Origin of the sequence: Acinetobacter sp. YH12106, from assembly GCF_013418995.1 — a bacterium.
Taxonomy (GTDB): Bacteria; Pseudomonadota; Gammaproteobacteria; order Pseudomonadales; family Moraxellaceae; genus Acinetobacter; species Acinetobacter pseudolwoffii.
Genome location: NZ_VPAV01000002.1, coordinates 123,842 through 138,715 on the forward strand (window position 1 = coordinate 123,842; position 14,874 = coordinate 138,715).

General features: G+C 44.5%; 13 protein-coding genes. 6 read left to right on the forward strand and 7 right to left on the reverse strand.

Annotation, left to right across the window (positions count from 1 at the left end):
* Positions 1-35: 35 nt before the first annotated feature.
* From rsgA to secB, 4 genes are all read left to right on the forward strand, one after another.
* On the forward strand, positions 36-1,094 hold the full coding sequence (gene rsgA / locus FTU45_RS02970) for a ribosome small subunit-dependent GTPase A (protein ID WP_180075902.1): 1,059 nt from the start codon (positions 36-38) through the stop codon (positions 1,092-1,094).
* A gap of 93 nt (positions 1,095-1,187) precedes the next feature.
* Complete coding sequence (locus tag FTU45_RS02975; protein ID WP_005095619.1) at positions 1,188-1,595, forward strand: rhodanese-like domain-containing protein; 408 nt, start codon at positions 1,188-1,190, stop codon at positions 1,593-1,595.
* Positions 1,596-1,613: 18 nt separating this feature from the next.
* Positions 1,614-1,871: a glutaredoxin 3 gene (gene grxC, locus FTU45_RS02980; protein WP_100329331.1), complete on the forward strand. Its 258-nt coding sequence runs from the start codon at positions 1,614-1,616 to the stop codon at positions 1,869-1,871.
* Between the two features lie 38 nt (positions 1,872-1,909).
* Positions 1,910-2,368, forward strand: a complete 459-nt coding sequence (gene secB / locus FTU45_RS02985; protein ID WP_004278389.1) for a protein-export chaperone SecB — start codon at positions 1,910-1,912, stop codon at positions 2,366-2,368.
* 210 nt (positions 2,369-2,578) lie between these two features.
* Here the strand turns inward: secB and FTU45_RS02990 are convergent, their stop codons facing one another.
* The 7 genes from FTU45_RS02990 to FTU45_RS03020 form a co-directional block, all read right to left on the reverse strand.
* The gene (locus FTU45_RS02990) at positions 2,579-3,385 is read right to left on the reverse strand and encodes an enoyl-ACP reductase (protein ID WP_180075903.1); all 807 of its coding nucleotides are present in this window, start codon (positions 3,383-3,385) and stop codon (positions 2,579-2,581) included.
* Between the two features lie 127 nt (positions 3,386-3,512).
* Positions 3,513-4,337, reverse strand: a complete 825-nt coding sequence (locus FTU45_RS02995; protein ID WP_100357524.1) for a TatD family hydrolase — start codon at positions 4,335-4,337, stop codon at positions 3,513-3,515.
* On the reverse strand, positions 4,334-5,296 hold the full coding sequence (locus FTU45_RS03000) for an RsiV family protein (protein WP_180075904.1): 963 nt from the start codon (positions 5,294-5,296) through the stop codon (positions 4,334-4,336). The genes FTU45_RS02995 and FTU45_RS03000 overlap by 4 nt, the downstream gene beginning before the upstream one ends.
* A gap of 49 nt (positions 5,297-5,345) precedes the next feature.
* Positions 5,346-6,170, reverse strand: a complete 825-nt coding sequence (locus FTU45_RS03005; protein WP_159138495.1) for a hypothetical protein — start codon at positions 6,168-6,170, stop codon at positions 5,346-5,348.
* Positions 6,171-6,277: 107 nt separating this feature from the next.
* Complete coding sequence (locus FTU45_RS03010) at positions 6,278-7,870, reverse strand: peptide chain release factor 3 (protein WP_005095608.1); 1,593 nt, start codon at positions 7,868-7,870, stop codon at positions 6,278-6,280.
* A 299-nt stretch (positions 7,871-8,169) separates the two neighbouring features.
* Positions 8,170-10,020, reverse strand: a complete 1,851-nt coding sequence (locus tag FTU45_RS03015; protein WP_180075905.1) for a bifunctional diguanylate cyclase/phosphodiesterase — start codon at positions 10,018-10,020, stop codon at positions 8,170-8,172.
* A 447-nt stretch (positions 10,021-10,467) separates the two neighbouring features.
* Positions 10,468-12,654, reverse strand: a complete 2,187-nt coding sequence (locus FTU45_RS03020; protein ID WP_100329248.1) for a carboxy terminal-processing peptidase — start codon at positions 12,652-12,654, stop codon at positions 10,468-10,470.
* A gap of 199 nt (positions 12,655-12,853) precedes the next feature.
* Here FTU45_RS03020 and nagZ point away from each other — a divergent pair, with 199 nt between their 5' ends.
* Together nagZ and FTU45_RS03030 are read left to right on the forward strand one after the other, a co-directional pair.
* Positions 12,854-13,876, forward strand: a complete 1,023-nt coding sequence (nagZ, locus tag FTU45_RS03025) for a beta-N-acetylhexosaminidase (protein ID WP_005172743.1) — start codon at positions 12,854-12,856, stop codon at positions 13,874-13,876.
* Between the two features lie 120 nt (positions 13,877-13,996).
* Positions 13,997-14,863 (forward strand): class I SAM-dependent methyltransferase, encoded by an 867-nt coding sequence (locus tag FTU45_RS03030; RefSeq protein WP_180072087.1) that lies wholly within the window; start codon positions 13,997-13,999, stop codon positions 14,861-14,863.
* Positions 14,864-14,874: the final 11 nt, after the last annotated feature.

The following is a 14,874-nucleotide window of genomic DNA, read 5'->3' on the forward strand; positions in this document are numbered from 1 at the left end:
TTGCCATCTGATTTACCCGGTTTTTTAGGATATGAATGGCCTTAATACGTAAGCGTCGTCTGACAGAGCAACAACAGCGCCGCATTCAGAAACAACAGAAAACACGTCAAGAAGATCTCGATACCTCCAGTGATCTGGAAGGTTTGGTAGTGCAACACTACGGCCGCCAACTTGAAGTGCAAGCTTTGTCTACTCCTGACATTCACCCTGAAAAACCTGTGGTTGCCGATGGCGAGCCTGAACCTTTCTGGAAAGAAATTGAATTGGGCAGTGTCTGGCGCTGTCATACCCGAACCAATCTGGATTTACTGGTCACGGGTGACCGGGTTAAATGGCAAGCCGATCCGAATACCGGTTTAGGAATTATTACGGCGATTCATCCACGTAAATCCTTATTGACCCGTCCTGACCGCTATCACAAGGTTAAACCGGTAGCGGCCAATATTTCACTGATTGTGATTGTGTTTGCACCATTACCTGAGCCAGCACCGGGCCTGATCGACCGTTATCTGGTGGCCTGTGCCGATGCCGATATTCCGGCGCTTCTGGTGATGAATAAAGCCGATTTGCTCAAAGAAAATGATCCGATTCTGAATCTGCTGCAAGAATATCAAGATCTCGGTTATGAAGTAATGCAAACCCAGTCCGATGGTGATCTGACTGTATTGTCCAATCGTCTGGAAAATGAAACGGTGGCTTTTGTCGGTCAATCGGGTGTCGGTAAAAGTACGCTGATCAATGCGATCGTGCCAGATGCAGCCCAGAAAACCAATATTATTTCGGAAAACTCGGCACTCGGTCAGCACACCACCACCTCAACCCGTTTGATCGGTTTTGGTGAAGGTGCTGCCCTGATCGACTCTCCGGGAATTCGTGAATTTGGCCTGTGGCATCTGCCTTTAGATAAGGTACAAATCGGTTTTCCTGAAATTGAAAACCTGCTCGGACACTGTCAGTTCCGGAACTGCACGCATAAGCATGAAAAACAATGTGCTTTACGTCAGGCCGCGAGTGCGGGTGAAATTTTACCGCGCCGACTGGACAGCTATTTGCGTTTAATCGATGAAATCACTGAAGCACAGCAAAAAAATTAATTTTCTTGTGCCTCAACCCTTGAAGCGGTGATTTTGATCACCATATTTATGAGCTATACTCTTGGCAATTTTAAAATTGTAATTAGGTGAATTGTGGAACGTTGGTTCGAGTTTATGGGGAATCACCCCTTCTTATTTGGAACACTCGCGGTATTGGTAGTTTTGTTCTTCATTATCGAAGGTCAACGTAACGGTCGTAAAATTTCTCCGCAGTCGCTGGGAATTTTAGTCAAAGCAAAAAATGCCATGCTGATTGATTTACGGGATGCCAAAGACTTCCGTGAAGGTCATATCAGCGGCAGCCGTAACATTCCATATAGCCAGATTACAAAGCATGTTGAAGAGCTGAAAGCATCTGATCGCCCTTTGGTGTTCATTTGCAACCTTGGACAGGTGGCTGGTACTGCGCTACAACAAGTGGGTCATGCCGATGCATACCGTCTTGATGGCGGCATCAGCAACTGGAAAGCCCAAGGTTTACCTTTGGTGAAAAGCAAATAATCCACGAACAGGAGATTGATCATGGCTGACGTTATTGTTTATTCAACGACTGTGTGTCCTTATTGCGTGCGTGCAAAACAGTTGCTTGAGCGTAAAGGTGTCGCATATAAAGAAATTAATCTATCTCAAGAAGCACCTGAAGTACGTCTTGAATTGATGCAGCGTACCAATCACCGCACTGTGCCACAAATTTTTATTAAGGATCAATTCATCGGTGGTTTCGACCAGCTTTATGCTTTAGAGCGTGAAGGCAAACTTGATGAATTACTGGCTTAATTCTACTAAAATCATCACTTTATATTAAGGATCAAAGAATGAGTGAAGAACAACAAGCTCAACCACAATTGGCATTAGAGCGTATTTACACCAAAGATATTTCTTTTGAGGTTCCTGGGGCACAAGTTTTTACCAAGCAATGGCAACCTGAGCTCAACATCAATCTTTCTTCTTCTGCAGAAAAAATTGATGAGACTCATTTTGAAGTGGCTTTAAAAGTCGTTGTTCAAGCGACCAATGAAGGTGATACTGCTTTTATCGTCGACGTGACTCAAGCCGGTATCTTCTTGGTAGATGGCGTTGAAGAAGAGCGTCTTCCATACATCCTGGGCGCATACTGCCCGAACATTCTGTTCCCGTTCCTGCGTGAAGCAGTGAATGATATGGTGACTAAAGGTAGCTTCCCACAGTTGCTGCTTACCCCAATCAACTTCGATGCTGAATTTGAAGCCAATATGCAACGTGCACAAACTGCCGCTGTAGATGGTCAGGCTTAATCGCTGTCCTGCAAATCTAAAAAAGACCGCATATGCGGTCTTTTTTATGGCCTTGAGTGAATTCCCCCTTTATCAAAGGGGGAATAAGGGGATTTTGCTCATTTACTCTTTTTTTAAAGAAAGGGTTTAGCAAGATTAAAGAAAAATAATTCCTCCTAACCTTCCTTTAAAAAAGGGAGGAACTCTCCCCCCACGGCAGAGAATAGATTTTTATTCCGCATCCGCCATTAAATCAGCACTCATACCCACGGTATTGAAACCGGCATCGACATACAGGATTTCACCGGTAATGCCATTGGCCCATGGCGAGCACAGGAATAATGCTGCATTGCCGACATCTTCAATCGTTACATTACGTTTTAATGGCGCAACTTTTTCATTTAAGTCGAGCATTTTACGGAATGATTTAATGCCTGAAGCAGCCAGAGTACGGATTGGACCCGCAGAGATGGCATTGACACGAATACCTTCCTGACCCAAGCTCGAAGCTAAATAACGAACACCGGCTTCTAAAGAGGCTTTGGCCATACCCATCACGTTATAGTTCGGCATTACGCGCTCAGAACCTTGATAAGTTAGCGTTAACAGGCAGCCTTGACGAATTTGTAGCAAAGGCTTTGCCGCACGTGCCATCGCGATAAAGCTATAGGCACTGATGTCATGTGCAATATTGAAACCTTCGCGGTCTGTGATTTCGGTAAAGTCACCATCCAAAGTATGCGCCGGTGCGAAACCGATAGAATGCACCACGCCGTCCAGACCATCCCAGTGTTTTGCCAGCTCAGCAAATGCATTATCAATATCAGCATCTACCGCCACATCACAAGGAAAAACCAGTTTTGAACCAAACTGTTCAGCAAAGTCATCTACCCGCTTTTTCAGCTTTTCATTTGGATAAGTAAAAGCCAATTCAGCACCTTCACGATGTAATGCCTGAGCAATACCAAAAGCAATGGATAATTTACTCGCAATACCCGCGATCAAGAAGCGCTTACCCGCCAAAAGTCCTTGTGCCATGTGAATCTCACCTAAAATAATATATATGCATGATGCCAAGTCTGAGGCATTTTAGAAATTGCATAATGCATCTTTTTTTAACAGATACCAAATTACAGCAGATACAGCCGGGCAATAAAAACCGGCATTATTCATCGGCCAAATTCAAAACCTGATGGGTATTCTGCCAGAGCTGCTGTGCCAATTTGGCTTGATCTTGCCCTAAGCTTTGTGCCAAACCTTCCAGTACATAAGGCAAGTTGGCAGGTGTATTGCGGGTACGTTGCTCACCTGACTGTTGACAGCATAACGGCGTCATATCCGGACAATCGGTTTCCAGCACCAGATGTTCTGCACCGACTGCCTGTACCACCTGATGCAGTTTCCTGGCATTCGGATTGGTAATCTGACCAGTAACACCAAGCTTAAACCCCAACTTGACAAAAGCCTTGGCTTCCTCGACACCTCCGCCAAAGGCATGTGCGATTCCACCCTGTTTAAACTGATGCTGTTTTAAAATTTGTAAAACTTCTGCATGTGATTTACGGATATGCAGCAAAATCGGCTTATCGAATTGTTGTGCCAGTTCAATTTGTGCAGCGAAAAAATCTTGCTGCTTTTGAAAAATTTCAGGTTGTTTATGCTGCTTTAAAAATGTGTCGAGACCGATTTCACCAATGGCAATGCATTGTTCAACTCTAAGCAGCTGCTCTAAATCATGTAAATGTTCAGCCTGATGCTGTTCAATATAAAATGGATGCAAGCCGGGTGCCAAATGGCTATGCGGTGCATCTTTCAAGCCATTGATAAAACGATGGGTTTTTAACAAATCCTGAAAGCGGTTTTGCAAAAAGCCAATTAAAACCAGATGCTCCACACCTACCGCTTTGGCCGCATACGCCAGTTGCTCCCGATCATGATCAAAATCGGGAACATCAAAATGGGTATGCGTATCGAACAGTTTTAACTTCATTCGGCTTTAGATGCTAAGGCTGGCTGTGCCTCGGAGGCTGCTGTTTCAGCTTGCGGCAGATATTGTGGTTTTAGCACGCCTTGTAGCTGCGTATAAGGGATCATTAAGCGCGGCAAACCCACCACATAAGGTCCGATTTCATATTCGGCATATTGTAAGATCAACCCTTCTTTGGCCAGATAAAAATTATCGGTCAGTGTGAACTTCCAGGCCTGTTCATATTCAGCGACATCTTTTGCCAGCTTGGACTCCATGACCCAGACTTTAAAAGCCTCATATGCCTGTGCTTCAAGTTTGGCTTTTTGCTTCTCTGCAATAATGTCATCCAGCTTGACCAGTGTTTGCTGTTCAAGATCAAAATTATAATAGCGCTGTGCAGATGCCCCGTGCGCACCTCCCAGATAATGGCTACTGTTTAGTACCACAGTCGCCAATGGATCACCCGAATTCAGAATCTTGGGCTTAATCATCAGGCTAATGCTATGACTGGCACTCAGTGCTTTGAGCTCCTTGTCCAGATTCAAGAAGGTCTGCATAGAAGGCTGAATTTGCTGCTCAAGCTGCTGTTTTGGTGTAGTGACCGTCGACAAGGCTGTTTTTGGTTCAGAAGCAGCCACTTCGGCTTCACTGGCAGCAGTGGCTTTTGCCGGCTCAATCGCATCGACAGACAGGATATTTTTTAACTGTTGCAAAATCTGCTGATCGATCCATTCATCAATAAAGCGCTGATTACTGTTCAGGCGTTCAATCGAAATTTCCGGACAGTTTTTACCCTCACACTCTGGAATCACCAGCTTGAGTTTTTCGGTATCACCACTAAGTTTCAGGACTTCTGGCTCGGCTTGTACCACTTCAGGAGAAGTCGGCTCTTTCGGCTCATTGCTCTTCGGCTGACATGCACTCAGTAAAACTGCGGATACCAGTATCGATAGACAAAAAATATTCTTATATTTTGGCATTCATTACCCTTTTCAAAACGTGTAATTAATCCTGAGAGGATTACGACCTTTAGAACATATTCCGATAGACTTCGGCTTTCAAGACCTGTTGTGTTTGTTCTTTTGTTAAATAGATATCCAGTTGTTTGGCATCTTTGCTAATGTCATGACTACGATAATGCAGACCAATCCCTTCCTGATCGAAGAACCACTCAGCCTGCCCCCAATACAGTTTTTTCGGTGCTTGCTGCTGAACCTCGTGATTATTGTCTTTTAACCATTTTTCATAAGCGGTTTGAATGATCTGATCCATTAACAACTGTTGTTTGGGATCGATAATATCCAGTGGGGTCAGCATTTTTTGCTGTTGACGATCGACTACAAAAAAATAATAGCGCTCATACACACTGATATTTTCCTGTTTACTATCAATACCAATTTGCAGCAAGACATATTGATTACGCTGATAGGGAATGCGGGTATACAGCGATAATTCATAAGCCTGATTGAGCTGGAGTTGAGCCTGCCAGGCATCCGATTTTTTCACATAGGCATTCATTGCCTGTTGTAAACTCATATCCTGTTTTAAGCCAATTTGATCCTGAATTACCTTGGCCTGCTGTTTTTCGATCCAGTGATTCATCCAGGGATCAGCCGTATATAAAGTCTGGATATCGACATTGATACAGTTTTTGATTTCACAAAATGGCAAGGCGATCTTGGCCGGTTGTTCTTGAATATTCAGGTAAGGCAAAATACTGGCACTTTGCTTAACTGGGGTTGTTTTTCCATCCGGCTGGTCAAGTTCCGGTTCTTTTTCGCTTTTATCACAGCCACTCAGGACAAGACTTAAACCAATGACAGCACCGAGGGCGGCTTCCTTGCTGAACTTCATTTTTAAACAATCTATCAGGTTATGAATAGTTTAAATGTAACATAAAACAAAACAGCTTCCGGAGAAGCTGTTTGATATTTTTAGACGATATTTGAATGCCTGAAAGTTTAGTGTTCGCGCGTATTATGGAACACGATGTCCGGATAACGTTCTTGCATGAGCTGTAAATTCACTCGGCTTGGCGCAAGATAAGTCAAGTGACCACCGCCATCGACTGACAACTGGTCGTGGGCCTTTTTCTTAAATTCGTTAAATTTTTTCTCGTCATCACAAGACACCCAACGAACAGTATTGATGTTCACGGGTTCGTAAACACAGTCAACTTTATATTCTTCTTTCAAACGATACGCCACCACTTCAAACTGAAGTACGCCCACTGCACCCACGATCAGGTCATTATTATGCTGTGGCATAAATACCTGTGTTGCACCTTCTTCAGACAACTCTTTCAGGCCCTTTTGCAACTGTTTCGATTTCAAAGGATCTTTTAAGCGTACACGACGGAACATTTCCGGTGCAAAGTGCGGAATACCTGTGAACTGTAGCTTTTCACCTGAAGTAAAGGTATCTCCAATCTGAATGGTGCCGTGGTTATGCAGTCCGATAATATCGCCCGGCCACGCTTCTTCCAGATGCTGGCGGTCACCGGCCAGGAAGGTTAAGGCATCACTAATCCGCACATCTTTATCCAGACGTACATGCTTCATTTTCAGGCCTTTTTCATATTTACCTGAACAAATTCGCATGAATGCAATACGGTCACGATGTTTCGGGTCCATATTGGCCTGAATTTTAAAGACAAAACCGCTAAAGCCTTCTTCATCAGCTTCGACAACACGAGCCTGAGTAGGATGGGCCTTCGGCGGCGGTGCATATTGACTGAAGGCATCCAGCACATGGTCAACCCCAAAGTTACCTAAGGCTGTACCGAACAATACCGGCGTTTGACGGCCTGCCAGAAATTCTTCACGATCCAATGGCTCATTGGCCATTTGCACCAGTTCAAGTGATTCTTCAAATGCAGCCCACGCCAGCTCACCAACTTTCTCACGAAGATCCGGATAGTCATAACCATCACGTATTTCGATTGTAGGAATGGTTGAACCAAAACCGGTTTTGTAAATGTAGAATTTTTCTTCGATTAAATTAAATACACCGGCAAAATCACGCCCCGTACCCAATGGCCAGGTGATCGGAACACATTTAATTTTCAGAACGTTTTCGATTTCATCCAGAAGCTCGAGTGGCTCACGGATTTCACGGTCCATTTTGTTAACAAAAGAAATAATCGGTGTATCGCGCATACGACACACGTCCATCAATTTAATGGTCCGGTCTTCTACCCCTTTTGCACCATCAATCACCATTAATGCCGAGTCAACGGCGGTTAAGGTACGATAGGTATCTTCCGAGAAATCTTCATGTCCCGGGGTATCGAGCAGGTTGATCATCTTGTCTTTGAACGGGAACTGCATCACCGAGGTCGTGATCGAGATGCCACGTTCTTTTTCCATTTCCATCCAGTCTGATGTAGCGGCCCGGTCAGACTTACGGCTTTTCACCATACCTGCAACCTGAATCGCCTGCCCCCATAACAGCAGCTTTTCTGTCATGGTGGTTTTACCGGCATCGGGGTGGGAAATAATGGCGAATGTACGTCGCTGAGCGACCTGCGCCGCTAACTCATCTTTAAAACTCATGGAAAATACCTACTGCAGAACCGCAGTGCTCAAGATCAAAAACGATCAATATGAAAATTGGCGATATTGTAGCAGATTTCTAAAGCCAATAAGTATGCCCACGGCTGAAGGAAATGACAGTATTTATAAGATCTACACTTGCTGACTGCTGGATTTTTCAGCCCAGATTGAGTCGGAAATAATACGGTTATGAAGCTTAAATATGGGAGTTTGTGTCATTCAACTGGCCTGCTGAATAACGCTAAATATAGGTCCACCGTACTCTTTAGTACCGCATTAGTAGCGTATAAAAATTCAAATTAAGACAGAAAATCCTGTATTTCCAATGACTCGACTGGCATCGGCTTTGCCAGCAAATAACCTTGTAATTGCTGACAACCGAGTCGAGTCAAAATATCTGCTTGCAGCGTGGTTTCTACGCCTTCAGCGGTCACTTTTAAACCCAGTTTAATCGCCAGCCGAATAATACTTTCCAGAATCATTTCTTCTTTAGAGCCGACGCTAAGATCCTGAATAAACTCTTTATCAATTTTCAGTTCATCCACGGGCAGATTTTTTAGATATAAGAAGCTGGAATGTCCGGTTCCAAAATCATCAATCGCCAGCTGGATGCCGATATTACGTAATTGTTCAAGGGTACGAATACTGGCATCGATATAATGCATGGCGGTCGATTCAGTAATCTCGATCATCAAGTGCTGCGGATTGATCTTATAGCGTTTAAACAGGTTTTGCAGATTAGCTAATAGATGCTTATGCTCAAACTGCACCGCAGACAAATTCACGGCAATCGGGAAAAAGTCAGTATTATTTTTTTCCCAGAGTTGGATCTGTTTGCAAGCCTGCTCCAGTGCCCAATAGCCCATCTGAATAATAAGCCCGGTTTTCTCAGCGCCATGAATAAACATATTGGGACCCAGCAACCCATGTAACGGATGCTGCCAGCGAATCAGGGCTTCTACCCCACAAATTTTTCGTTTACCGGTAAATTTGGGTTGATAAAACAGTACAAATTGCTGATCTTCAACTGCTTTATACAGATCATTAATCAGCTTGCTCTGGCTCTTGGATTCATGCTGATCAGAAGAAAAATTAAAGACTGAATAGGTATTGCGGCCCTGATATTTAGAACTGAGCATTGCAGCATCGGCATTTACCAGTAAATCTTGCAGATTTTTGCCATGCTCCGGATACATCGCGATTCCGATACTGCCCGAAATATTAATGGTTTTGCCATCAATCAGGAAGCTGTCCTGAATCAGATTTAGAATCTGCTCTGACATTTCTGAAGCTTTGCTGACGGACGTGTTTTCCAGCACCATCAGGAACTCATCGCCACCAATTCTAAGCAGCTTGGAACGGTCACCCCATAACTGATGAATACGCGCAGTCAGTTGAATCAGCAACTGGTCTCCGACCTGATGACCAAACACATCATTCACCGCCTTAAAACGATCCAGATCAATATATAAAAAGGCAATTTCCTGCTGATGTTGTTGCTTGGAAAACAAGATATCTGCGTATTCAGCCAGGTATAAACGGTTGGGTAATTTGGTGAGATTATCCTGGATATTTTGATTTTCGAGCTCTTTATTGGCCCATCGCAGTTGGCGATTCAGAGATGCCAGACGCAATTCTGAGAGAACCAGACGAATCATGGCAATCAGTAACAGAGCACTGATTAACACAACCGCGAACAACAGATCATAAGTCGCATGTGAAGATTCTGTGATTGGCGTAATCTCTGTTCTCTCAAAGTTGGCCCTAAGACTACTTGTATAGTGCATGGCTGAGACCCCGAGACTCATCACCACGATCACGAGAGCCACTCTGGAAAATGACCAGATGCTTTGGATCATTAAGCAGAGGGTAAAAATAGAAGCCGTAAAGACACTCAAATAAGAGAGCAACATCCAGCTGAAATCAAAATGATAGGCATGACTTAAATGAATTGCTGTCATCCCAATGAAATGGATCGACCAGATCAACAGCCCCAGTAATGCGGCCGTTGCAAATAGCATGAGTGTTGCAAATTTTCTTCGCGACTCACGCCACCATATTTTTTGAATCGGCATCAAAAAATAGCCAGCGACGAAAGCAAAGAGAGTTGATCCGATGACCAGACTGATATCATGCTGAATAGGGATCATATAAAATGTTCCGTATTGGTCATCATTGTTATTATTCCCCTCACGTGTATTTCTATTTCCACCTGGTCAAGTTTAAAGCCGTCAGAATCGTAAAGTTGACAAGCAATGCACATGTGTCGCTGTGCAAAGCCTCTGGTTTTAAATAAAATTAGAATTTATATTTCTTTAATTCAGTGTCGAGAACAGATTCTGAAATCATGATGAACATCAGCATAAAATATGACTTCTATCTTATGAGTCTTGAAAATTTTAGCAAATGTTTAAATCTATTTTTCCAGTTTATTTATTCGACCACCGTCACAATTTTTTTCTTTTTATTTAGACAGCTAGCAATTCATATGAAAAATTTATTCTGATTTTTAAATAGCCGGATGTCATAAAAAAATAGCCTGTCGAAACAGGCTATTTTTTTAGATCCTTAGATACTTAAATGGACATGCTTAAAAGTTACTGTTTGGCCTGTAACTTGGCATAATCCAGCAACACATGTGCAGCTTCGATCACAAAGGCTTCTTCTTCAGGAAGCGCCGGACGCTCTTTGGCTTTCATTTTGGCACGGGTTTCAATCAGTGCATCCATTGAAGCCTGATAAGTTTCCCAGTTCGGATAAGGTTTAAGACCTGTAGCCATACGGCGGGTATTTTCTGCCTCCAGCGTTTTTTGCTCCATGGCAATCAACTCTGCTTTACGCTGTTGCAAGTCCAGTACCTGACGCTTTTCTTCCTCGGCTTTTTTCATCACCGCCTTACGCTGTTCCAGATACTTGAACTGAGAATCCAGCACGACCCGTTGCTGAGAAAGTTTAGCCAATTCAGGTACATATTTCTGTACTGCACCTTCACGTTTAAACGGTGCGGTTGGAATGGTATCCCACTGCAAGGCATTTTTAGCCTTACGCTCACCAAACTCTTCATTATAAATATCGACCAGTTTAATGTCTGGCACAACCCCTTTATTCTGGGTACTACCACCAGTCACCCGGTAGAATTTACGCTGTGTCAGTGTCGCCTGACCATGGGCCAAGCTATCCAGTTGCACCTGCGCCGTACCCTTACCAGTGGTGGTACTGCCGATCACAATCCCGCGTTCATAATCCTGAATCGCTGCGGAGTAAATTTCGCTGGCCGAGGCAGAGGCCAGATTGATCATTACTGCCAAAGGACCCGCATAGGTTTGTGCACCGCCATCATCATCTTCAAAGACGCTAACATTGCCATTACCATCACGAATCTGCACCACTGGGCCAGATTTAATCACCTGCCCCAACATACGTGCCACTTCTTCTAGTGAGCCACCCGGGTTATTACGCAAATCGACAATAATTCCGGCAACATTTTTGGCCGCCAGTTCTTTTAAAGCCTTATTGGTATCTTCAGAGACTGAACGATAATCTGTACCGGCACGACGTGCACGATAGTTCAGGTAGAACGACGGGATTTCAATCACACCATATTGATATTTCTTGCCATCGCGCTGAATGTCGACAACACGCGTACGCACACCGGCATCTTCTTCCTGAATCACATCACGGGTAATGGTCACGTTACGTGCCTGCCCCATGGTCGCGCCTGCACCGAGTAAACGTAGAGTGACTTTAGTGCCACGCTTGCCGCGAATCAGACCGACAATTTCATTGCTTGGCCAGCCAATCACATCGACCATCTGTTCGCCATCCTGGGCTACACCAATGATGCGATCACCCGATTTCACCTGACCGGATTTACTCGCAGGACCACCTTCGACAATGGTTTCAATCTTGGTGTAATCTTCATTGCCACGTTCAGGACGAATCGAGACCCCGACCCCTTCGAGCTGCAAAGTGGTCTGACGATTCAGCTCCATCGCATCTACAGGCGGGAAATAATTACTGTGCGGATCATAAGTCAGCATCATCGCATTCAAGGTCTTGTCGAGCACATCATCACTCTTGATCCGGCTGACACGTTCCAGCTGACGGGTATAACGCTTGGTCAAGGTTTGTGCAGGCGTCAGATCTTCAGGACCGGTAAGGTCTTGTCCATTGGCCAGTTCTGGATTGGCCTTCAGTGCTTTCTGTTTGGCCTGTTCTTCTTCTTTACTGATGGTCAGATTGATCAGCTGGGACACCAGCATTTTTGACCAGTGCGCGCGCTGTTCAGCCTCAGTTTTAAAGAATGGTGCTTTTTCACGATCAGTTTCGATATAGACATTTGGCTGATTCAGGTTCTGTGGTTTTTTCAGCTCATCCAGCATATAAGTATAGAACTGAGTCAGGCGCTGACGATATTGCGCATGGATTTCATAAGAACCCGACAAATTGCCAGCTTTCAGGTGAGCACCGAAATTGGCCCCATAACGTTTCTTGTAATTTTCAACTTCTGGTGCCAGAAATAAGCTATGTTCCGGATCCAGACTATCGATATAGAAATCGAAAATACGCTGCGAAGTCTGGGCATCCAGACGCATATTCAAATAGTGCTGACGGTCCACCAGCGTCGCCAGTTGACGTGATACCAACGCCTGTTCTTGAGATGGCTGAATGGCTTTGCTGACCACTTCTGCACTATTGGCTGCAATCGCATCATTCACGACATGGGTAAAAAAGAAGCCACCTGTCGCAATCGCAACGGCGCAAGCTATCGTTTGAAATTTCATAAATAATTCGTACTTCCTTGGCCTAGAGACCAATGTGACCGTGTTGCTTTTCGACCAGAATTTAAAGTATTCAGCATCTTAAACAACTTAATATGTTTATGTCGTGTAGTTTTATCATATTCTGTGCTGACAAAGTGTAGCAAATCATTGCAGAAATCAGGTATTGTTTCCCGGAAAAATTCTAAAACGGATTCCGCATATGATTGGCGCATTGATGCTCGACATCGCAGGCACAACCCTGACTCAAGAAGATATTGAACTATTCGGTGCGCCGCAAGTCGGTGGAGTCATTTTATTTGGACGTAACATCGAATCTGCGGCTCAAGTCCGTGCCTTAACCGATCACATGCGCCAGATTCGTCCTGATATTTTGATTGCAGTCGATCAGGAAGGTGGACGTGTGCAGCGCTTAAGACAGGGCTTTACCCTGCTCCCTGCGATGGGGAAATTTGGCGAACTGTATGCTCATGATTCGCAGCGTGCTTTAGATTTGGCCGAAAAATGCGGCTGGCTGATGGCGATTGAAGTACTGGCTGTCGGGATTGATTTCAGTTTTGCGCCGGTGCTGGATTTAAACGACATCAGTGATGTGATTGGTGACCGAAGCTTTGCCAGAAATATTTCAGATATTATTCCACTGGCCAGCGCATTTTTAAAAGGGATGAAACGTGCAGGAATGGCGTCAACTGGGAAACATTTCCCGGGTCATGGTTCAGTCAAAGCGGATTCACATGTTGCCGCAGCCATTGATATGCGCAGCTATGAAGACATTCAGCAAAAAGACATGCAGACCTTTATCCAGTTACAGCCGCAACTCGATGCTTTAATGCCAGCGCATGTGATTTATAGTCAGGTAGATCCCAATCCGGCCGGATTCTCGGAATTCTGGATTCAGAAAGTTTTGCGTCAGCAACTCGGTTTTGACGGCGTTCTGTTCTCGGATGATTTAAGCATGCAGGCCGCCTGTGTGGCAGGCGGTGCCGATGCCCGAATTCAGGCCGCACTGAAAGCCGGGTGTGATATGGGGCTGGTCTGTAATGATCGTGCAGCACAATGTATTGCACTGGAAGGCATTGCCGACCTGCCGTTGCCAAATCAGGAACGTTTAGAACGTATGCGCGGTCAAATTCCAGCGATTCAAATTGGCACTGAACTGGATCTGGGTGATGAATGGCGCAAGATTCGTGATGAAATACTGGTATTCAAGCAGCAGACTAGCTGAAACTTTTTAAATCCAATCAAGATGATAAAGGAACACGACAAAGTGTTCCTTTTTTATTATGATGTTAAAAGGCGTTACTTCTGTAGCACCCAACTAAAATAACAATAAGGTCAGAACCCTATGCCAAAATCACTTTCGCAGCATCGCCATATTTCTTTTACAGCACATTATACCGGCTATATCTGGTATCAAATGGGGATCTCACATCCGGTCTTTGCCACGACTAAAGGCAAGTTTCTGGCCACACTGCTACATCCACTCGAAGTATGGGCAGAACGCTCTGTGGGTGGCAGTATGCGTACCACACTCAAGCAGCGTCATCAGATGATTGATGAACATCTGTGTCAGTTGATCGAGCAACATCCACAACTTCAGATTCTTGAAATTGCCTGCGGTTTGTCTCCACGTAGCTGGAATTTCAGACAAAAATTTCCCGAGATTAATTATCGTGAACTGGATCTTCCCGACATGGCCAGAATCAAGACCCAAGCCTTGCAGCAGATTGATCAGCAGGCTCCCGAAGTGCTCACTGCAGATATTTTTAGTGAAGAGTTGGACTGTATCTTTCAGATGTTTGATCCCGACCAACCTTTGGTGGTAATTAATGAGGGGCTGATTAATTACTTTGATCAACGCATGTTGCGTATTCTGTTGCAAGGTATTGCAGAGAATGCACGACATTTTCCAGCCTTGCATTACCTTAGCGACATTTACCCGGAACCCGTCAAAAATAAATTGGCGAATTTTATTTGGAGCTGTAGCCGTCTGCTTAAATTCATGTCACGCAGTGCATTTACCTTTCATTTTAAAACCCCCCAAGAATTACAGCACTTTTTTCAAGATGCCGGTTTCAATCAGGTTGAGGTACAACAACCGCAACGTTATTTTGCCGAGCCTCGTCAGCAAAATCTGACACCGGAGCAGGATGAACATCTCGGTGATCTGGTCTGGATGATTCATGCAGTGAAAAAAAACAGCGTTAAATGACGCTGTTTTTT

What these genes read in the sequence shown, in the direction of transcription:
- rsgA (WP_180075902.1), top strand. Translation starts at nt 36, where the DNA reads ATGGCCTTAATACGTAAGCGTCGTCTGACAGAGCAACAACAGCGCCGC.
- secB (WP_004278389.1), top strand. Translation starts at nt 1,910, where the DNA reads ATGAGTGAAGAACAACAAGCTCAACCACAATTGGCATTAGAGCGTATT.
- FTU45_RS02990 (WP_180075903.1), bottom strand. Translation starts at nt 3,385, where the DNA reads ATGGCACAAGGACTTTTGGCGGGTAAGCGCTTCTTGATCGCGGGTATT.
- FTU45_RS02995 (WP_100357524.1), bottom strand. Translation starts at nt 4,337, where the DNA reads ATGAAGTTAAAACTGTTCGATACGCATACCCATTTTGATGTTCCCGAT.
- FTU45_RS03000 (WP_180075904.1), bottom strand. Translation starts at nt 5,296, where the DNA reads ATGCCAAAATATAAGAATATTTTTTGTCTATCGATACTGGTATCCGCA.
- FTU45_RS03005 (WP_159138495.1), bottom strand. Translation starts at nt 6,170, where the DNA reads ATGAAGTTCAGCAAGGAAGCCGCCCTCGGTGCTGTCATTGGTTTAAGT.
- FTU45_RS03010 (WP_005095608.1), bottom strand. Translation starts at nt 7,870, where the DNA reads ATGAGTTTTAAAGATGAGTTAGCGGCGCAGGTCGCTCAGCGACGTACA.
- FTU45_RS03015 (WP_180075905.1), bottom strand. Translation starts at nt 10,020, where the DNA reads ATGATCCCTATTCAGCATGATATCAGTCTGGTCATCGGATCAACTCTC.
- FTU45_RS03020 (WP_100329248.1), bottom strand. Translation starts at nt 12,654, where the DNA reads ATGAAATTTCAAACGATAGCTTGCGCCGTTGCGATTGCGACAGGTGGC.
- nagZ (WP_005172743.1), top strand. Translation starts at nt 12,854, where the DNA reads ATGATTGGCGCATTGATGCTCGACATCGCAGGCACAACCCTGACTCAA.
- FTU45_RS03030 (WP_180072087.1), top strand. Translation starts at nt 13,997, where the DNA reads ATGCCAAAATCACTTTCGCAGCATCGCCATATTTCTTTTACAGCACAT.